The sequence below is a fragment of the Corallococcus sp. AB049A genome, assembly GCF_003668885.1.
Taxonomy (GTDB): Bacteria; Myxococcota; Myxococcia; order Myxococcales; family Myxococcaceae; genus Corallococcus; species Corallococcus interemptor.
The window spans coordinates 1-19,384 of the sequence record NZ_RAWL01000140.1 but is presented as its reverse complement, the minus strand read 5'-3'; the positions used below and the strand labels follow the sequence as shown (position 1 = coordinate 19,384).

General features: G+C 71.1%; 17 protein-coding genes. 8 read left to right on the top strand and 9 right to left on the bottom strand.

Annotated features, from left to right (window positions below; translation table 11 throughout):
* On the top strand, nt 1–1,625 hold a 1,625-nt coding region (locus D7X55_RS17095; protein WP_233609893.1), incomplete at its 5' end, for a PQQ-binding-like beta-propeller repeat protein.
* A 35-nt stretch (nt 1,626–1,660) separates the two neighbouring features.
* Here D7X55_RS17095 and D7X55_RS17090 read toward each other — a convergent pair.
* Nucleotides 1,661–2,590: a hypothetical protein gene (locus D7X55_RS17090; protein WP_199746993.1), complete on the bottom strand. Its 930-nt coding sequence runs from the start codon at nt 2,588–2,590 to the stop codon at nt 1,661–1,663.
* 35 nt (nt 2,591–2,625) lie between these two features.
* On the opposite strand from D7X55_RS17090, the gene D7X55_RS17085 reads away from it, so the two are divergent.
* Entirely contained in the window at nt 2,626–3,678 is a 1,053-nt protein-coding gene (locus tag D7X55_RS17085) for an alpha/beta fold hydrolase (RefSeq protein ID WP_233609892.1), read from the top strand.
* Here the strand turns inward: D7X55_RS17085 and udk are convergent.
* The 3 genes from udk to D7X55_RS17070 all read right to left on the bottom strand — a co-directional run bounded on the left by udk (nt 3,675) and on the right by D7X55_RS17070 (nt 6,515).
* Nucleotides 3,675–4,313 (bottom strand): uridine kinase, encoded by a 639-nt coding sequence (gene udk / locus D7X55_RS17080; protein WP_120551073.1) that lies wholly within the window; start codon nt 4,311–4,313, stop codon nt 3,675–3,677. The two genes, D7X55_RS17085 and udk, sit on opposite strands and share 4 nt — an antisense overlap.
* A gap of 68 nt (nt 4,314–4,381) precedes the next feature.
* Complete coding sequence (locus D7X55_RS17075) at nt 4,382–6,028, bottom strand: DUF692 family multinuclear iron-containing protein (protein ID WP_120551072.1); 1,647 nt, start codon at nt 6,026–6,028, stop codon at nt 4,382–4,384.
* 34 nt (nt 6,029–6,062) lie between these two features.
* Entirely contained in the window at nt 6,063–6,515 is a 453-nt protein-coding gene (locus tag D7X55_RS17070) for a helix-turn-helix domain-containing protein (RefSeq protein WP_199746992.1), read from the bottom strand.
* Nucleotides 6,516–6,627: 112 nt separating this feature from the next.
* On the opposite strand from D7X55_RS17070, the gene D7X55_RS17065 reads away from it, so the two are divergent.
* Together D7X55_RS17065 and D7X55_RS17060 are read left to right on the top strand one after the other, a co-directional pair.
* A complete protein-coding gene (locus D7X55_RS17065) occupies nt 6,628–7,413 on the top strand; it encodes an SDR family NAD(P)-dependent oxidoreductase (protein WP_121723605.1) in 786 nt (261 codons plus the stop codon).
* Between the two features lie 150 nt (nt 7,414–7,563).
* Nucleotides 7,564–8,892: a ferritin-like domain-containing protein gene (locus D7X55_RS17060; protein ID WP_120551069.1), complete on the top strand. Its 1,329-nt coding sequence runs from the start codon at nt 7,564–7,566 to the stop codon at nt 8,890–8,892.
* Here the strand turns inward: D7X55_RS17060 and D7X55_RS17055 are convergent, their stop codons facing one another.
* Nucleotides 8,893–9,315: a hypothetical protein gene (locus tag D7X55_RS17055; protein WP_147442882.1), complete on the bottom strand. Its 423-nt coding sequence runs from the start codon at nt 9,313–9,315 to the stop codon at nt 8,893–8,895. It abuts the gene before it with no gap.
* Nucleotides 9,316–9,443: 128 nt separating this feature from the next.
* Here D7X55_RS17055 and D7X55_RS17050 point away from each other — a divergent pair, with 128 nt between their 5' ends.
* Nucleotides 9,444–10,247, top strand: coding sequence for a GNAT family N-acetyltransferase (locus D7X55_RS17050; RefSeq protein WP_121723603.1), 804 nt, complete (start codon nt 9,444–9,446; stop codon nt 10,245–10,247).
* A gap of 237 nt (nt 10,248–10,484) precedes the next feature.
* On the opposite strand, the gene D7X55_RS43375 is transcribed toward D7X55_RS17050, so the two are convergent.
* On the bottom strand, nt 10,485–10,640 hold the full coding sequence (locus tag D7X55_RS43375; RefSeq protein ID WP_158626384.1) for a hypothetical protein: 156 nt from the start codon (nt 10,638–10,640) through the stop codon (nt 10,485–10,487).
* 413 nt (nt 10,641–11,053) lie between these two features.
* Between D7X55_RS43375 and D7X55_RS17045 the strand changes: the two genes are divergently transcribed.
* The 3 genes from D7X55_RS17045 to D7X55_RS17035 all read left to right on the top strand — a co-directional run bounded on the left by D7X55_RS17045 (nt 11,054) and on the right by D7X55_RS17035 (nt 15,112).
* Nucleotides 11,054–12,064, top strand: a complete 1,011-nt coding sequence (locus D7X55_RS17045; RefSeq protein WP_147470129.1) for a YfhO family protein — start codon at nt 11,054–11,056, stop codon at nt 12,062–12,064.
* A 136-nt stretch (nt 12,065–12,200) separates the two neighbouring features.
* Nucleotides 12,201–13,448 (top strand): hypothetical protein, encoded by a 1,248-nt coding sequence (locus D7X55_RS17040; protein ID WP_233609894.1) that lies wholly within the window; start codon nt 12,201–12,203, stop codon nt 13,446–13,448.
* 68 nt (nt 13,449–13,516) lie between these two features.
* Nucleotides 13,517–15,112, top strand: a complete 1,596-nt coding sequence (locus D7X55_RS17035) for a PAS domain-containing sensor histidine kinase (RefSeq protein ID WP_233609891.1) — start codon at nt 13,517–13,519, stop codon at nt 15,110–15,112.
* A gap of 8 nt (nt 15,113–15,120) precedes the next feature.
* Here D7X55_RS17035 and D7X55_RS17030 read toward each other — a convergent pair whose 3' ends face one another.
* The 3 genes from D7X55_RS17030 to D7X55_RS17020 are packed head-to-tail and all read right to left on the bottom strand — an operon-like array spanning nt 15,121 to nt 19,053.
* Entirely contained in the window at nt 15,121–17,385 is a 2,265-nt protein-coding gene (locus D7X55_RS17030; protein ID WP_121723601.1) for a carboxypeptidase-like regulatory domain-containing protein, read from the bottom strand.
* A gap of 44 nt (nt 17,386–17,429) precedes the next feature.
* Nucleotides 17,430–18,242, bottom strand: coding sequence for a TIGR02452 family protein (locus D7X55_RS17025; RefSeq protein ID WP_121723600.1), 813 nt, complete (start codon nt 18,240–18,242; stop codon nt 17,430–17,432).
* A gap of 4 nt (nt 18,243–18,246) precedes the next feature.
* A complete protein-coding gene (locus D7X55_RS17020; protein WP_120551061.1) occupies nt 18,247–19,053 on the bottom strand; it encodes a hypothetical protein in 807 nt (268 codons plus the stop codon).
* Nucleotides 19,054–19,384: the final 331 nt, after the last annotated feature.

The following is a 19,384-nucleotide window of genomic DNA, read 5'->3' as shown; positions in this document are numbered from 1 at the left end:
CCTCCGGGGCGCTGGCGCCGCTGTTGGGCGCGGGCGAGGTGTGGCTGGCGCTGCCGGGACGTCCGCAGGCGTGGCGTGCGCCGGGGCCGCCGTTCCTCACGGTGCTGGAGTTGTCCCGCCAGGCGGTGGAGCTGGCGCGGGCCGTGGAGCTGGGCGAGGCCCGCTTCGAGTTCGAGCCCGCGGGCGTGCGCCCCGTGTTGACGCTGGACCTGCCGGGACGGCGGGCGAAGCTGGGGCCCACCGGCGCCTGGTTCGAGCTGGAGCCGGCGGCGCTCCTGTCCGCCCTCTTCCAGCTGGGGGAGGCGCTGGGCCTGGCGTTCGCGGAGGCGCACCGGGTGCAGGTCTCCAACCCGTACCTCGTGGAGCTGGCGGAGCGCTGCCGCGAGGGGCTGTCGCACCTGCGAGGCGCCCACAAGCCGCCCGAAGCGGAGGGCGAGGCACGCGAGCGGAAGACGCCGCCGGTGCGAGGCGAGTCCCGTCCCCTGAAGGTCCCCGGGAAGCTCAAGCGTCTGCGCTTCGAGAAGCTCTGGGAACAACGCGGCCTGGAGGAGCCGGAGGAGGCGCGGCTGCTGCTGGGCCGTCACGGGCCGGTGTACTGCGCGCCAGGGCTGGCCGGTGCGTTCTCGCGCAAGGACGGCGCGCTCCTGTGGCGCCGGGCCGCGTCGCTGGGCGTGGCGGCGTCCGCGGATGGCCACGCGGTGGCGGCGGACGGCACGCGCGTGTACGGCTTCACCGGCCGGGGTTCGGGCGCGCGGTGGCTGCACGACCATGACGGCATCCCGCTGGGGCCGCTGCTCCTGCGCCAGGACGGGCTGCTGTTGACGCTGTCGGAGGACCGCACGGCGGTGGCCTTCGCGGAGGCCACGGGCCGCGAGGTCTGGCGCCTGGCCCCGCCGCGCACGCAGCGCGGATGGCTGGCCACGCAGGGGCACCGGGCCCTGCTCTCCACGGACTCGGGCTACCTGTACGGCCTGGACCTGGAGGATGGCCAGGTGCGCTACCGGCTGCGCTCGCCGCTGCCCTTCCATGGGCCTCCGGTGGCGTGCGGCCGGCGCTTCCTGGCGCTCATGGGGCGCGGCTCGCACCACGCGCTGCTGCTGGCGGACGCGCACACCGGCGAGGCGCAGTGGACCTTCGAGCCGGACCTCCTCCTGCCCTCCACGCCGCTGCCGGTGGGCCAGCGGGTGCTCCTGGCCGGGATGCGCGACCAGGACGGGTTCCTGGTGTGCCTGGACGCGCGCGGACGCAAGGTCTGGGAGCGCGCGCTGCACCTGGGCCCCGGGCCCTACGCGCTGGCGCCGATGCCTCGCGCGGTGGTGGTGACGAGCGCGTCCGGGGCCGCCGCCCGCGTGGCGCTGTCCGGTCAGGTGGACTGGCGCGTGGGCGCGGCGGGAGAGCCGCTGATCACCGCGCTGCCGGCGCGCACCGCCCGCGACGTGACGCTCATCGCGGGCGAGGTGGTGCGCGCGGTGGATCCTCGCGGCGGTCAGGTGCTCGCGGAGGTGAGCGCGGGGGTGGGGCTCGTCGCGCTCCAGGCCGACGTGCGCCTCAACCTGTACTTCCTGGACGACGCCGGCACGCTGTCCGCGTACCGGCTGGGTTCACACTTCGCCGTGGTGAAGTGAAGAAGGGCTACTCGCCCTTCACCTGAAACGAAGGGCTACTCGCCCTTCTTCGCGGAGGCCTTGGCCGGGTCGATCTCCTCCTCGGGCCGCTCCTCCTGCGTGGCGCCTTCCCACGTCTCGTTGGCGCCCAGCTTCCACTCCGACGGCACGTCCAGCTTCCACGTGTAGGTGGCGTTGGCGTTGCCACCGGACGCCGCGTGCGAGGCGACGTTGATGGTCATCTCCAGCTTCGCGACCTCCGCGGGCAGCAGGTCCAGGTCGTAGTGGCCCAGCACCATCTGCGGGGGGAACTCGGCGATGAGGCGCTCGGGGTAGTCGATCTTCATCGACGGGTCGCCGCCGCGCATCTCACCCAGCAGCTTGCCCTTCGCGTCGGTGAGCTTCCACACCGTGTCGAACGCGGCGCTGGTGACCATCTTCTTCACCTTGCCCTCGTCCTTCTCCACGCGCTGCGCGCCCCAGAGCACCAGCTGCAGGCGGATCTGCGGCTTGCCCATCACCATCACGACGTCGTTGGAGACGACATCCAGGCGCATGCCCTTGTCCGTGGCGGACAGCACGGGGCGGTAGCGGCCCTCGTGCAGGGCGTCGAACTGCTTGCGCGCGTACTCGTAGAAGGCCTTGCGGTCCGTGGCGCGGTTGTCCTTCTTCTCGCCGCCGGACGCCTCGCGCTGCTCCAGCTCCGCCAGGTAGCTGTCGAACTTCTTGTTGCCGTGGAAGCGGTCCAGGTGCGCGTCCACGTCGTCGAAGTACCCCTTGAAGAAGGACTTCAGCTCGTCCTTGTAGGACGCCTCATCCGGGTTGGTGCGCATCCACCCCACGCGCTCCAGGTAGACGGACTGGATGCGGCGGAAGTCCGCGTCCCGCTCCGCCTCCGTGGCCCGCGCGGAGGCGGTACGGTGACTCGCCACCGCGGCGGTGATCACCAGGGCGATGACAACGATGATTCCGAAGTAGCGCTTCAAGCGACAGGCTCCTGTGCGTACGGGCAGGCAATGATATGAGCCCCATCATCGTGCCCCAGGCCGAGGGAATCCAACTGTTCACCGTGCCCCTTCCGCTGGAGGAGGGAGAGCTGCTGGGGAGCCCCCAGATTGCCTGGCAGGCCTACGGAAAACCGTCGGATGGCAAAGCGGTGGTGGTGCTGCACGACCTGTCCCATTCCCACCAGGCGTTGAGCACGGAAGTGAACGGTGCGTTCCAACCTTCGGGCTGGGGGCGCGAGCTCATTGGCCCGGGCAAGGCGCTGGATCCGGACGTGACGCCGGTCATCGTGCCCAACCTGCTGGGGAGCCCGTTCGGCTCCACGTCGCCGCTGACGCCGGATCCGCACACCGGCGCGCCGTGGGGCACGGCCCTGCCGCCGCTCACCGTGCTGGACATGTCTCGCGGCGTGGCCGCGCTGCTCAAGGCCCTGGGGCTCACGCGCGTGCGGGCGCTGGTGGGCATTGGCCTGGGCGGGCTGGTGGCGCTGCGGCTGGCGGCGCTGTTCCCGGAGCTGGCGGACGGCGTGGTGGTGCTGGGCGCGGCGCGGGCGCTGCCGGAGGGGCTGCGCGAGAAGCTGGGCCTCACGTCGCAGGTGCTGCGCATGGCGCCCGACAACGAGGACACCCCGCCCCTGCGCGAGCGCGCGCCGAACCGGACGCTGGCGCGGCTGCGGATGGACTACCTCAAGCTGCTCTACGGGCGTGATCACCTGAGCACCGCGTATCCGGACAGCGCCGCGGCGCAGGCGGCGCTGGAGGCGGAGGCCGCGTCGTTCGCGGACACGTTCGACCCGGTGGCGTGGGCGCTGCTCTGCTCCGCGTACGCGGGCTGCGACCTGACGGAGACGTTCCCGAAGATCCGCGCGCGGGTGCTGCTGCTCGCGGGCGCGACGGACGCGCTGGCCCCGGCGGGGCGCGTGCGGGACACCTACCACCAGCTGACGGCGGCGGGGGTGCAGGCGCGGTTCGTGGAGCTGCAGGGGCCGGGGGACCACGGCACCCTGCTGTCGGACGCGCACCGGCTCAAGGGGCCGGTGCAGGACTTCCTGCGCTGGCTGCGCGGCTAGCGCTGCGTCTGGTGCTGCGTGGCGAGCCGCGCCCGGAGCGCGCCCACCAGCATCCCGATGGCGATGTCGTTGTTGCCGCCGTGCGGGATGATGATGTCCGCGTGGTGCTTGGACGGCTCCACGAAGCCCATGTGCATGGGGCGCACGTGGCGCAGGTACTGGCTCACGACGTGGTCGAAGTCGCGGCCGCGGTCCTTGATGTCGCGGGTGAGGCGGCGAAGGATGCGCAGGTCATCATCCGCGTCGACGTAGATCTTCACGTCCATCAGCTCGCGGACTTCCTTCATGTGCAGCACGAGGATGCCCTCGATGAGGATGATGTCCCCGGGGTCCACGCGGTGCGTGTGCGGCTGACGGCCGGACGTGACGAAGTCGTAGACGGGCTTCTGGATGGCCTGGCCCTGCTTGAGCGCGCGCAGGTGGTTGACCAGCAGCTCCGTGTCGAACGCGTCGGGATGGTCGAAGTTCACCTCCCGCCGGTCCACCAGGGACATGTCCTTCAGGTCCCGGTAGTACGAATCCTGATCAATGAAGGCGACCCGGCAGTCCGCGAGAGCCTCACGCACCTTGCGGGCCACCGTGGTCTTTCCAGACGCGGTGCCGCCCGCGATGCCAACGACGAGGGGTGACGACATGCGGCGGGCAGTACCCCACCAGACAGGTGGGCGCAAGGGTCCGTTGACCAGCCGACATGTGGCCTGGCTTATGCCCGCCGCAAGAGCCCACGCACCTGTCCTTCCGCGAGCAGCCAGGCAGGCAGGGACTCCACCGGGCGCGGACCGTCCGCGAGCCCCTGGAGCCCCCCGGCCACCTCGGGAGGCAGGGTCAGGACCTCGAAGCCCGTGCCCTTGCGGCGGATGGCGAAGCGCCACGGCCCCGGACCCGGCCGGGCCGCCACCTGCGCCAGGGCCTCCAGCCCGGAGACCTCCAGGGCCCCGCAGGCCCACGCACGGCCCGTGAGGTGCCGCCGCAACGCCCGAGCGGCGAACACCAGCTCCGTCAGGTCCGCGGGGAAGGCGCCCAGGCGGACGTCCTCGGCCAGCGCGACCTGCCCCGGAGCCGGGGCCACGGGGGGCTGGAGGAAGGCGTGCGGCAGCATCATCTCCAGGGACAGCGCGGCGGCCACTCCATCCGAAGGCGCGGCCATCACGCGCTTGCGCGCCCAGGACGCGAAGGCGTGGGACAGCGACTTGCCCAGCCCGTCGAAGAGGCCCCGGTACTCGCGCGAGCGGGTGAAGGACTCCAGCCCCTCCGGCGTCGCCGCGAGCAACAAGCGAGTGAGGGGCCAGTCCTTGTCCAGCTGCTCCGCCACCACCGCCAGGCGGAAGTCCCGGTCCGCGCGCGTGCCCTCGGGGTCCTCGTCCTCGGAGGCCGGCGTGACGCCGTGGCCCGCGTCGAAGAGCGACCACGGACGGCTGTCCCCGGTGAGCGCGGGCACGGGCTCGCGCGACGCGGGGTATTCGATTGGAGACCGGTTCTCCTTCGGGATCAGTGCGCGCAGTCTCCTCAGCGACGCGAGCGCCACCTCCGGCGGATGGCCGTCTCCCTCGAAGGTGACGGCGCGCAGGCGCGGGCAGCGCGGGAGGACCTCCGCCAGCAGCTCGAACAGCTCCTCGCGCACGGGCTGCGTGTGATCATCCACGTAGAACGTCCGCCCTGCCCTGCGCGTCACCACACCGCCCGCGATGTGGATCTCCACGACCTGATCCAACGGGAAGCCCTCCAGCCCCGCGCGCAGGGGCAGCCCCGCGGAGAGCTGATGGCTGAAGAGGTGGCCCAGGTCCAACAGCAGCGGCAGGCCCGTGCGCGCGTGCAGCTTCGCCATGAAGTCCAGCGCGTGCATCCCGCCGCGCGTGGCGAGCACCGCGGGGTTTTCAATCACCAGCGGGACGCTCAAGCCGGCCTGGATGTGGAGCGCGTGCGCCGCGCTGTCCCGCACGCCCGCGTCGTTGAACGGCGGCGTGACGTAGAGGTAGCCCGGGAAGGGCTGGCCGCCCGCGTGCCACCAGCCCACGTCGTTGCCCACCCACGGGCTGCCCACCGCGCGAGCGTGCGCGTCCAGCTCCTTCAGCGCGGACGCGGGCTCCAGCTCCGGGCCCCACAGGTTCAGGTGCACGGGGTGGAAGAGGACGGGCACCTCCTGGCGCCGGCGCCACATCTCCGGAAAGAGCGTCGCCTGGGCCTTCGCCTCCTCCAGCGCGATGGGCGCGCTGTACTCCACGAAGTCGAAGAGGCCGGGCGAGGCGTCGAGCAGCCGGTACGGATGCGGCACGTCCGAGGCGCTCAGGTTGCTGCTCAGCCCCAGCCCCATCCAGGGCAGTGACCACGAATCCGATGCAGGGCGCGTCATGGGCACACCCTAACCAGCCCGGCTCCGGGTGGCGCTAGCCTTGTGTGTCCGGCCGCTCCAGGCGCACGTCCCGGACCGTCAGCAAACGGCCGTCCGCCGCGCGCACCTCCAGCGGCTTCACCGGCTGCCCGTGCACCGCGTCCAGCACCCGCGTGCGCGGCTCGCCCTCTTCGAAGCAGTGCTCCTGTCCCCACTGGCCCAGCGCGACCAGGATGGGAAAGAGGCTCCGCCCCTTCTCCGTCAGCACGTACTCCTGCCAGGCGCTGCCGTCGGACGCCGGCTGCAAGTCGAGGATGCCGTGGTCCACCAGGTGCTTCAGCCGCTGGGCCAGGATGTTCTTCGCCACGCCCAGGCTCTTCTGGAACTCGCCGAAGCGGCGCAGGCCGTACTGCGCATCGCGCACGATGAGCAGCGACCACCAGTCCCCGATGACGTCCAGCGAGCGGGCCACCGGGCACGCCGCCCCTTCCATGCTCGTCCGCTTCATCACCGCCTCCCTCCAGAGGGACATTCCACAAGTGGTTGCATAACGAAACCAGGGCCTTTATTCATCCGGCAATTGGTTTCATCATGAAACCATTCAAACCGGAGGCAGTCGGATGCGGCTCAAGGGAAAGACGGCGCTGATCACGGGTGGCAACAGCGGCATCGGGCTGGCGACGGCGCGGCTGTTCGTGGCGGAGGGGGCGCGGGTGGCCATCACCGGGCGCAACCGGGAGACGCTGGACGCGGCGGCGAAGGAGCTGGGGGCGAACGTGCTGGCGGTGCAGGCGGACGCCACGGACCCTGCCGCCCTGGAGCGCGCGGTGGCGGCGACGGTGGAGCGCTTCGGCGGGCTGGATGTCGTGTTCGCGAACGCGGGCATCGCGGCACAGACGTACGTGGGGAAGACGACGCACGAGGCCTTCGCGTCCGTGCTCCAGACCAACATCACCGGCGTGTTCTTCACGGTGCAGGCCGCGGCGCCGCACCTGAAGGCCGGCGCGTCGGTCATCCTCACGAGCTCGGTGCACAGCGAGCTGGGCATGCCGGGGTACTCGGCCTACGCCGCGAGCAAGGGCGCGCTGAAGGCGATGGCCAGCGTGCTGGCCGCGGAGCTCGCGCCCAGGGGCGTGCGGGTCAACGTCGTGTCGCCGGGCGCGACGCTCACCCCCATCTGGGAGAAGAACGCGCCCACGCCGGAGGCCTTCGCGAAGCTGGAGCGCGGCATGTCCGCCACCATCCCCATGGGACGCATGGGCAAGCCGGAGGAGATCGCCAGGACCGTGCTCTTCCTCGCCTCCGACGATGCATCGTACGTGAGTGGGCAGGATCTGTTCGTCGACGGCGGCGTCAACGGCGCGGCGCTGGGTGCGCCCTTGTTCCGGACGTCGCAGCCGATGTGAGCGCTTCCTGGCGCCTCAGGTTTCTGAAGGTGCCTCGGTTTTCCGAGCACGTGGGCCTGCTCCGAGGACGCCGCTTCCCAGAGGGCGCACGGCGCTGGCATCGCCATTGCTGTCTTCGCGGGGCAACTCGTCCCACGGGAGCAGGCGTCCATGAACACGAACCGGCTGAAGCTTCTCTTCTCTCGCGCGCTGCGGACCTCGCTCGCGACGCCGCTGGTGCTCGCGGGCTGCGGCACCGGCAGCACGAACCTGAACGGCTATTCGGCCATCGAGTGCTCGTCCCAGGGGGTCCTCGCCATCGATGACCTGAGCATCCAGCCGGCACCGGACTCCGTCGAGCTGCGTCAGATCACGGGCTACGGCCGCGAGGGCCCGGTGTTCTACGAGACGCGTGGCTCCACGGGCCAGCCATGCGCGACCGCCAGCGACCCGGCCGCGTGTCAGATCGCGCTGGAGGAGGCGCGCGCCGCCGAAGGCTTCCATGGCGCCTGTTTCGACATCTGCACGAGCTACTTCCTGGCGACGACGCGCGGCGACGAGGTGAAGACCTGGTCGTCACTCCAGGATCTCCGGGAGCTGCTGGGCAGCGTGGAGACAAGCCAGGACGCGGCGCTCCTGGCGTACGCCTCGGGCTATGCGCTGAGCTGCGGCAAGCTGGAAGAGGGCGCGGTGAAGCGGAACCTCGACGGGAGCTTCAACGTCGTGGGGACGAAGGGCTTCGCGTGCGGCGAGGGCAGCGATCTCACGCAGCACGTCCTCCGGGTGTCCAGGGACGGCGAGGTCAGCGAGCTGGAGAATCACGTGCTGGAGCGCGGCAGCGGGTCCTGCGCCGTGGGCCGCCGGCCCGTGGGCCTGGAGGGCGTGACCGCGGGTGCTTGCGAGGACGCGCTGGGACACCACTTCGCCCGGACGGCGCACCTGGAGGCCGCGTCCATCCACGCGTTCCTGCGGCTTCGCGAGGAGCTGGCCCTGCATGGCGCGGAGGCCGGCCTCCAGGACGCGGCGCTCGCGAGCGCGATGGATGAGGTCCTGCACGCGGAGATGACGGGCAGGCTCGCGCGGCGCTTCGGGGCCACGCCTCCGCCGCCCGCCGTCTCGGCCGTGCCGCCGCGTCCGCTGGCCGAGGTGGCGCTCGACAACGCCGTGGAGGGCTGCGTGCGCGAGACGTACGGCGCGCTGGTGGCCCACCACCAGGCCCTGCACGCGCGCGACGCAGAGGTGCGCGAGGCCATGGTGCGCATCGCCGAGGACGAGACGCGGCACGCGGGCCTGTCGTGGGACATCGACCGGTGGGTGTGCTCGCGGCTGTCCGCCCCGGAGCAGCAGGCGCTGCGCGGGGCCCGCAAGCGCGCGGTGGCCCTGCTGCGCGCGGAGGTCGCGGCGCCGGTGGACGCGGCGCTCGTCACGGAGGCCGGGCTGCCCACGCCGGAGGTGGCGCTGGCGCTGCTCGACACGCTGGAGCAGGAGCTCTGGGCCTGATCACGTCGCCGGCTTGTTCCGGGCCGCGGCCTCGCGCGCGGCCTGGAGCGTGTCGTCCACCGCGGACTCCACCGCGTCGCTGACCAGCTCCGGCGCGGAGGTGCGCCAGCGCGCGAGCGACGCTTCGTGCATCGCCTCCGGATCCTGGAGCCGCGCGTCCGTCTCCGGCGCCACCTCCGCGATGCAGTCCGGGCACACCCCTTCGAGCGCCCGCGACCACACCTCCATGTGGGTGGTGATCAGCACGCCCTCCATGGCCAGGGCCTCGCGCAGCCCGCGTTGCCCCGCGCCGCGCATCTGCGCGCCGTGCACGCGGTCCAGCATCGTCCGCATCCAGGCGGCCACCGCCTCGGGTTTCGGGCAGGTCTGCCTGCCACATACCCGGCACGTCGTCTGCCAGGGCTGCCCTTCCATGGGATTCATCGCGGCGTCTCCTCGCACCCGGGTCGCGCCCTCGCTTTAGCAGGGCCCCTGCCCTGTGGCACGTAGACGCGGACATCAGCGATTGCCGAGAATCCAACTCCTTGACCCAGCTGTCTGGAGGCACGCCCATGTCCCGAGTCGAGATCGACGAATCGCATGCGCAGTTCCGTGGAGCCTGGAGGCTCATGACGCTGGGCCTGCCGCGCGGAGAGGTCGTGGAGCGGGCGGACGTGTTCATCACCGCGGGCCATGTCACGTGGTCGCTGATGAACATGTCGTTCCTCAACCGGCCCGCCCGGACGGAGGCGGAGCTGCTGCGCGCGGTGGACTCGGCCGCGAGCTACTACGCCCAGGGGCCGCACGGGTGGGCCTTCACGCTGACGCCGGAGTGGCTGGCGCCGGAGCTGCGGGAGCGGGCGGACGCGCTGTTCGCCTCGCGAGGGCTCAAGCCGGGCATGGCCACGACGGGCATGGTGGCGGACCGGATGCTGGAGCCGGTGCGTCCCCTGCCGCCGCTCGACCTGCGGCCGGTGCGGGACACCTGGGGCTACAACGCCGTCGCGGACGTGAACGCCGCCAGCTACGACACGCCCCAGGAGCTGGGACGCGAGGCCCTGGCCGCCCCCGGCATCTACGGCCCGGAGAGCCGGGCCTTCGTCGGCTGCCACGACGGAGCGCCGTCGACGTCCACGGTGGCGCTGCGCGTGGATGGCATCGTCTACATCGCGCTCGTCGCGACGCTCGCGGAGCACCGCCGCAAGAGCGCCGCGGAGACGGTGCTCCGGCGCGCGCTGGAGGAGGCGAAGCAGGCGTGGGGGCTGGAGCGCACGGTGCTGCACGCCACCGAGGCCGGCGCGCCCGTCTACCGCCGCATGGGCTACCGGGACGTCGCTCCGTTCGTCTCGTACTTCGCCCCCGCGAAGGGAGCGTGAGGCCAGGCGGTGCTCCCGTGCTGGACGGGGGCACCGGGGTCCGTGAACAATCCGCGCCCCGATGAAGCCCCCCACAGCCCCTGCTCACACCGAGCCACGCGCCCCGGGTCCGCGCGTGGCGTGGGCCGTCGTGGGGGGCGCGCTCGGGCTGACGTGCCTGTTCTTCTACCGGGCCGTCTTCAGCGCGCAGGTCTTCACCGGGCGGGACATGCTGCTCGTCTACGCCCCGCTGCGCCGCTACTGGGCGGGGCGCGTGGCGTCGGGCGGGTTCCCGGGCTGGTACCCCTTCGACGGCCTGGGGCAGTCCTTCCCGGGAATGATGCTGTCCGCCGCGTTCCATCCCTCGCAGTGGCTGGGGCTGGTGCTGTCCACCGGCACGGCGATGAAGCTCACCGTGCTGGCGTGCCCGCCGCTCGCGCTCGTGGGTACGTACGCGCTCCTGCGCCTGTACGCGGTGCCCCGGGCCGGCGCGTTCTTCGCGGGCGTCGCGTTCGCGTTCAGCGGCTACATGGTGAGCCTCACCAGCAGCCTCGCGTACCTGATGGCGGGCGCCACCCTGCCCTTCTGCCTGTGGGCCGCGGTCCGCTTCCTGCGTGAAGCCACGCCTGTCCGCGCCGCTGTCGCCGCTCTGGGCCTGGCCGGCGTGCTCCTGGCGGGAGACACGTGGGCCTATGCGTTCGCGAACGTGTTCGTGCTGTTCCTCGCGCTGACGGAAGAAGGGCCGCGCGCGGCGCTCGTGCGGCGAGGGTTGGGACTCGTGGCCCTGGGCGCCTGTCGCTGGGGCTCGCGCTGCTCGCGGGCTTCGGATGGAAGGCCGTCGTCGCGTCACCGGAGCGGATGCGCTGGACCGCGCGCGCGGCCGGAGTCCTCGCGGGGCTGCTGGCCGTGTCGTGGCCATCTTCACCGCGAACGAGCCGCTGCCCATCCTCGGCTCCGAGGAGCTGCTCGACAGCCCGCCGCCCTGCATCTCGACCGTGCGCGCCTGGGCCGCCCGGGCGGGCGCCACCGTTCCTCGCGCGGCGTCGCGCGTCCAGCGCTTCCGGCTGCCGAGCTTCGAAGGCTTCGAGTACCAGGACAGCGTCGCGCTCATGTCGCGCGCCATGCTGGCGCCGGACAGCCCCGCGCTGTGGGGCGTGGGCACGGCGGAGGCCTCCCTGCCCGCCGCGAGCCCCCGGGTGCTGCACCTCCAGGACGACAGACCCGGCCTCTTCACGGAGCTGCTGCCCGTCTTCGGCGTGCGCTTCAGCGCGTACACCCCCGCGGACTACTCGGCGCTGAAACACAGGACCGGCACCATCGTGGAGAAGGACTCCGCCTTCGAGCTGCTGCTGGTGGAGCACCCGGACGCACGGCCGCGCCTGTCGCTCGCGAAGCCCCGGTGTGTCCCGGACCTGGCGGCGGCGCTCGACCTGCTGGGCAATGCATCCTTCCGCACGGGCGCCCGGGCCGCGGTGGAGTGCGGGGACCTGACCCTCGCCTCCGTGGGTGACGCACCCCTGGAAGGCGTCGTCCGCGTCGAACAGGACGTGCCCGAATCCCTCATCGTGCAGGTGGACCCTTCCGAGGATGCGGTGCTGCTGATCAACGACGCGTGGCAGCCCGGATGGACGGCGCTCCTCGACGGTGCGCCCACGCACCTGCTCCCCGCGAACGCGTTGGTGCGCGCCGTGCCCACGCCCCGTGGCACCCACCGCGTCGAGCTGCGCTACCACGCACCGGGCTTGATGCCGGGTGTCTGGCTCTGTGCGGCGACCTGCCTGGGACTCGCCGTGACGGAGCTCCTGCGCCGCCGCCGGTCTCCCCGGAAAACCGGCTGACCTCACGCGTCACCGCTCTTCAAGGGTCATCCACTCAACGCTGCGGGACTCCCACGGCGGGGCCCGGGGTTTGGACCGGCGCTCCCACTGCCTAGCTTGGTCAACCATCCCCCCACCCAGGATCTCCACCGTGGCGATTCCTCCTCGCACCGATGTGCATCGCTCCGTTCTCGCGCTGTTCGGCGCGCTCCTCTTCCTGACCTCCGCCTCCGCCCGCGCGCAGACCGCGCCCACGCCGCTGGAGGACAACCGCACCATCACGCTGGGCTACATCGGCATCGCGTATGAGCTGGGCGGCATCATCGACCCCACGCTGCAACCCGGTGGCACCAGCAGCGCGCGTCCCAACTGGTTCACCTTCGCGCCGCACGCGTCCCAGGCCGGTGGCAAGGGCATGTACAGCGCGGCGCTCGCCCGGCACTTCATCAACTCGGCGCGGCTTCAGCCCTCGGTGTCGCTGACGGGCGCGCTGGACCGGCTGGGACTGGGCGGCGTGGTGCGGCTGCGGGTGCAGGACCTGTCGCTCCAGCTCATCGCGCAGGGCCTGACGACCGACGCGGCCACGGCCCTCAGCGTGCTGACCAGCTCGCTCAACGTCGCGGCGCTCGGCGATACGCGCACGCTGCTGGCCACCGCGTCGCGCATGGGCGCGATGTACTGGAGCGCGCCGGGCGTGACGCCGCTCGACAAGGTGGAGGCCATCGTCATCACGCTGGAGCGCACGCTCCACGAGGGCAACCTCGCCATCTTCAACGACATCGGCGGTTCGGCGCGGCTGTACCTGGACTGGCGCGCGGCCGCCACCGGGCCCATCACGCCCTCGCGCGTGCTCACCGAGTTCACCCTGGTGGACGCCTACAACACGGAGGCGCAGCAGGCTTACACCTGGGCCGTCGCGCACGCGGAGGACTCGCCGCGCCCCACGCGCATGGACCTCCTCTTCCCGGGCATGCACTGGAAGAGCCTGCTCATCGCCGCGTTCGCGCTCTACGAGGAGGCCCGGCTCGCGCCCACGCCCGCCCGGCGCGACGCGCTCATCGCCATGGGCACCAACTTCGTCGCGTGGCGTGAACAGCGTGACCAGGCGCAGCCTGTCTTCACGCCCTCGGGCTCGCCCACCGACGAGGTGTCCCGCGCGGCCGTGCTCCAGGCGCTGACGCCCTTCCTGATGACGGACTTCGGCACCGTGCGCTGGACCTACGCGGATTACGCGTATGCCCAGCCGGACCGCGACGGCAATCCCCTCACCTCCCCTCCGAGCGAGTACAGCTGGGCGGACTTCTGGGACCGGTGGAACGGCATCCTCTTCGCGTTCAACCAGGCCTACGCCCGGCCCACCGAGCTGTGGGTCATGCCTGAACCCCTGACGGATCCGCTGAACTGACAGACGGCCTTGGATGACCCGCGCGCTCGCTTGACGAGCGCGGGGGCCCTGCGGGAGCGTGCAACCCGATGAGTCCCCTCCCCGGTGGTCCGTTCGAACCCGCCCGCCACGCGTCCAAGGACGACGCGGCCGCACCCGGCCCGGCTGCCACGCGCACGCCGGGTGACGCGAACCAGCCGCCCGTCCCGGCCGACGAGGCCAGCATGTCCGCGCAGACCCGTTTGCAGGTCCTGCGGGAGATGATGGCCGAGGCGTTCCTCGCGCTCGACGCGCAGGGAACCATCCATGAGCTCAACCACCGCGCCGCGTCCCTGCTGGGCCTGCCGTATGGCTCCTGCGAGGGCCTGACGCCGTGGGCGGCGCAGCCCATGCTGGCCGGCACCACGCTGCACGAGCGGCTGCTGGACGCGCTCACCACGCGCGAGCCGGCGCGGTTCCTGTCCGAGCTGCCGTCGGGCGTCTGGCTGGAGCTGTCCGTGCGGCCGGTGGGCGGTGAGATGTGGGTGCTGGCCACGGACATCACGCGCCGGCAGCGCGCGGAGACGGAGGTCGCGCGCACCGAGGAGCGCTTCCGCCAGCTGGGCGAGCGGTTCCAGGTGGCGCTCGAGTCCGCGCAGATGGCGGTCTGGGAGACGAACCTCGTCACCGGGCAGGTGTTCCGCTCCGAGGGCCATGACCGGCTCTACGGCTATCCGCAGCCGTTGGAGGAGTGGACGCACGAGCGGTTCCTGGCGTCGCTGCATCCGGACGACCGGCCCGCGGTGGAAGCGCAGGTGACGGCCATCTTCCACAACGACGTGCTGTCGTACTCCTCCACCTTCCGCACGCACTGGCCGGACAACACCTGGCACTGGCTCAACAGCCGCTCGCGCGTCATCCGCGACGCGAACGGCAAGGTGATGGTGGTGCGTGGCGCCATCCTGGACATCACCGCGCTGAAGGAGACGGAAGAGGCGTTGCAGGAGGCGGTGCGCACGCGCGACGACTTCCTGTCGGTGGCCAGCCACGAGCTGCGCACGCCGCTCACGTCGCTGCGCCTGCAGGTGGACCTGCTGCGGCGCATGGCCGAGGGCAAGGAGCCGGAGTCCGTCGGATCGGACAAGGTGAAGGCCCGGCTGGACGCGGCGGACCGGCAGCTCAGGCGGCTGGCGTCGCTCCTGGACAACCTGCTGGACGTCAGCCGCATCCGCACGGGCAAGCTGGACTTCGAGCTGGTGGGCGGAGACCTGGCGCCGATGGTGCAGGACCTGGTGGCGCGCTTCGGTGACGAGGCGAAGCAGGCCGGGGTGGAGCTGGACGCGCGCGTGGAGGGGCCGGCGCCGTGCCGGTTCGACAAGCTCCGGATGGAGCAGGTGGTGAGCAACCTCATCTCCAACGCGCTCCGCTACGGCCAGGGCACGCCGGTGCACGTGGCGCTGCGCTGTCACGACGGGCAGCTGCGGCTGACCGTGCGCGACGGAGGCCCGGGAGTCCCCAAGGCCGAACGCGAGCGCATCTTCCAGCGCTTCGCCCAGGTGCAGGGCTCCGCGCGCACGGGAGGCCTGGGGCTGGGGCTGTACATCGTGGAGCAGATATTGGAAGCCCACGGCGGACGCGTCTGGGTGGAGGACGCGCCAGGGGGTGGCGCCGCGTTCGTGGTGACGCTGCCGGCTGAAGGCGCGTAGGCGCGGCGTCAGCGCGTGTACGGCCTTCCGCCTCCAAGACCGGGACGCTCGGACCGGACGATGTGCGGGACGGTTCCGGTCAGCTCCACGGGAATGCGCAGGACCGCGTCCGCTCCATCCATCTCGTCCCGGATGAAGAGCGTGTAGTGCCCCGCTGGAAGGTGGCTGAAGTGGAAGACCGCTCCCAACATGAACGAGGGCGTGAAGCCGTCGTCATCGCCATCCGGATGGAAACCGGCCCGGATGAGCGCATCCAATGCCTCGGGCGAGCGTGGCCACGGAACGTCTCCTGGCAGCAGGAACGCGGAGACGAACTCGCGAGACGCCTCGACGCTCACCTTCAGAGCGGCAGGGCCTTGCCGAGGCGTGGGCGCCCATGCGTGCTCCGATCCGGGCTTGAGGCGGAGCCGCGTGGGGGAAAAGGCCACCGGAGGCGAATGGGGCACACCCCGGACGTTCAGGAGGCCCACGTCGGGATGCACGATGCACTCGCGGTCTCCCGGAATCCTCAGGGTGAAGTGGCCCGACCAGTCCGTTCCGGAGAACGCCCGGAACCCACCTTCGCAACGGACGTCCACACTCACCGCCGCCAACGGAACCCGAGCGCCGTCCGTCATGGAGCCGTGCAGTTCCGCGCTGGAAACGAGCCGCAAGCGCACGGCCACTTCATCGGGTTCGAGCGCATGGAGCACGGTGCCGTGCTTCTTCGCGTCCACGCGCAGGAACTGACGCCTGCCTGGCACGTGCTCGAATTGGAAACGCCCCTCTGCGTCAGTCCTTGTCGTCCTCGGATGACGTGGACCGTGTCCCTCCAGGTCGAACACCTCCATGAGTTCGACCTGTTGATCTTTCATGCCCGTGCGGCCGTCGCTCGCGAAGAGGCGTCCCTGCACCGTGCGGCCCACGTCGAGCAAGGCGTCCGGGGCCTGGCGTAATTCTCCGTCCTCCCCTTGCGCACGCACGAGGGCGGGAGCGAATCCAACAACGTTGATGATCCATTGATAGACATGGGTCATCGGAACGGACTGCACGTACTCCCCCTGCGGATTGTTCGCTGAGTGGCCGTCGACCTGGAAATACCCCACGGGCTGTCCATCCGGACGTACGACGCGGCCTTTCAAACCACCAATGATGTCGCGGAACACCACCGCTTCGCCGGTTCCCGTATGGAACGGGCCCCTCGCCTCTGGGCCCGGGGAGTATTCCCTCTCTTCCCAGGTCAGGAAGGCCAGAGGCTTGAAGACGTGCGGAATGGCGAAGGAGCCGTCCGGTCCCACGACGCTCTTGCACTTGCCACTCAGGCCCGCGGCCTCCGGATCCTCACCTGGAATCCACGCGATCACCGCGCCGTGATCGAAAGCCTTCCCGTGGGTGTCCACGGCCCGTCCTCGCCAGGGTCCCGTGTCTCGAAGGCCTTCGAAGCTCACCGTCGCTTCCGCCTGCTGCTCCGGAAGGACCTGGACCTCGATGGTGCGGGTCCATTCACAGCCGGGCACGGGCTCGTATTCGCCAGAGACGAGGTAGCGCCCGGCGCGAAGCTTCTGGAAGACAGTGGCTTCTTCCGCCCGCTCCGGGAACCGCTCGAAGTGGCGCCGCTCCTCCTCCACCGAGGAGATGGAGGTGGCCCGTGCGGACACGGGCCGGCCATCGGGTCCGCGCACCTGGATCCGCAGCGAGCCGAGCCCGCCCATCACCACCGTCAATTCGGGCTGCGGCGTCTGGAGTTCCAGCCGCGTGGGACTCCATCCGTCCTTCTCCGCGAGGAGCTTCACGGCCCCGGCGGGCACACCGTCGATGCGAAAGCGTCCTTCGTCATCGCTCTCGGCACTCAGTGACACGTCCTCGTCCGTGGAGGGAGTCACCTGGATCACGGCCCCCGCGACAGGCTGCCCCTTCAGATCCACCACGCGCCCCACGAATGCCGCCGCCCGCTCCAGCGTCACATCCCAGCGGGCCTCCGCGCCGAAAGGGACGCGCGCATCCGTGCGGATCAGGCTCACGAAACCAGGGGCCTCTGCCTGGAGGACGTACCAGCCCGGCATCACCTGGAGCCGCGCCGTGCCCGTCACATCCGTGGTACCCCCTCTGGCGACGTTCGACCCGGAGTCCGCGCGGCGTGCCGCCAGGGACACGCCTGGAACCGGTTGGTTCGCCGCATCCACGACGCGGACGACTACTGGCACCTCCTCGACAGGCCATCGCTTCAGCACCGGGCGCGGAGCCTCCGCGCACGCGAGCACCACGGCCACGAGCCCCACCCAGCTCCATCGCATGTGCGCAAGGCTAGCAGGCGCGCGCGCGAAAGCCAGACAGCCTCTCAGCCGAAACGCTCCCGGAAGGTGCTCAGGTTCGGCCCCTTCCCTCCGCGCTCGTACACCGCGAACACCACGCGGCTGAACGCGCCCGCCATCGTGGACAGGCCTCGCGCGAAGGCCTCCGCCACGTCATGCGGGTTGTTGCGGAACGCCCCGCAGCCCCAGGCCCCCAGGAGGATCGTCCGGTGACCGTGGTGCGCCGCCACCTGCAACACCTTGAGCGTCCTGGCGAACAGCACCTCGCGCAGCTTCTGCGCGACCTCCGGGTCACCGGCGGGCAGCTGCCTTGCGTTGGGCGCGGGCGCCGTCAGCAGGGACACGTGGAACGGCCGGTCCAGGAGGTCGTAGTGCTCGTTGCGGAAGAACGGCACGTCCGGTGAGTAGAGGAAGTGATCCGTGTACAGCGGCGAGCGCAGCTTGCGGTTCACGTCGTAGAACTCCGGCCACTTCAACAGGCACGGATACAGCGCCGAGCACCGCGCCAGGTCCTCCTCCTGCGCCTTCGCGCCCGTGAGGAAACCTCCACCCGGATTCGTCGCCGACGCGAAGTTGAGCGCCAGCACCCGCTCCTCGCCCTCCTGCTCCACCAGCCGGCGCGCGGCGTCGCCCGTCTTCTCCGGCGTCACCTCGATGGTGAAGCCCGGCACCGGCGCGGGCCGCGTCAGGCGGTCGAAGTCACCGGGACGCACCAGCACGGTGCCCTCGACCGCGCGCGCCACCGCGTCGCGAATGGACACCTCCCGCCCGGACAGCGGCACGTACGTGCCCTGATCCAGGATGCGAAGGGTCTCGTCCGCGACGCGGTTCAACGACATGGCGTCACTCGCAGCCGATGCGCTCGGGCGCGACCACCAGGTCGTCGATCCACGTCTCCGACTCGGAGTCGCCCTTGGGGTGCACGAAGCCGTAGCCCACCGCGAAGTTCGTGAACGGCCGCATGCCCACGTTCGGGAAGTCATACGCCAGCTGCCCGTCCGCCCAGGCCATCGCATGGCCCGTTTCGGCCGTGGCGCTGTCGCGTTCCACGCCCCACTCGATGCAGGTCCACCGGTTGGGTGACACCTTCACCACCACGGGGTCCTCGTCCTGGTAGTTCCAACCCGTCCCGCGCCCCGTCCAGTTGTCCAACGCGAAGCCACCGTTCGGCAGGCCCTGGAGCTCGATGCCACCGAAGTCGTTGTCGTTCGGGGAGAAGAGGATGAAGTACGTCCCCATCACTCCCGGCGGCGAGGACCGGCTCAGGTACACGTACGCGCGCGCGTAGAGCTTCGTGCCGAACTGCGGGATGTCCTTGCGCAGGTGCGCGATGGCTTGCTCGTCCTTGCCCGGCTCGAAGGGCTCCTCGTTGTGGCCTGCTTCCGTCACCACGTGCACCGCGCCGCTGCCGGAGCGGGTGCGCGAGCCGTCGATGGTGACGGTGGCGAAGTGGAAGTCATCCGGCTGCTTCCAGCCGTTATCGCCGTTGTCGAAGTTCTCGCAGATGTACGCGGAGGCCGGGCACTTGCCGTTGCCGGAGCTGGTGCCCGAGTCCGGGGTGTTGTCCTTCTTGTCGCCGTCGCCGCAAGCCGACAGCGCGCCCACCGCGAGGGAAGCCATCATCAACGCCAGTGCCGAAGTCGAACGCATGAGTCCTTCCAGGAAGAGGCGTCGCGCCCCCGTACTCCTGCCGCGGGGACGGGACGTGTCACCGTCCTAACACGGCCCCCCGTCCTCCCTGGAATGGGGCCCGGGGGACCCCGGCGGCCCCGGCAGGCGAGCAGGCGCTGACGACAGGCCCCGTGGGGCCATGCGTGTGTTGCTGGTGGATGGATGCGCGCGCGGCGCGATCACAAGTGCTCACTGGCGGCACGCGACCCCGCCCCGCCGGTGCGCGTTGCCGTTCCAGCCCGTACTGCTTTCCATGTGAAGCGCCAACGGCACGGGCGTCACCCTCACGGGCAGCAGGAGGGGTGGGAGC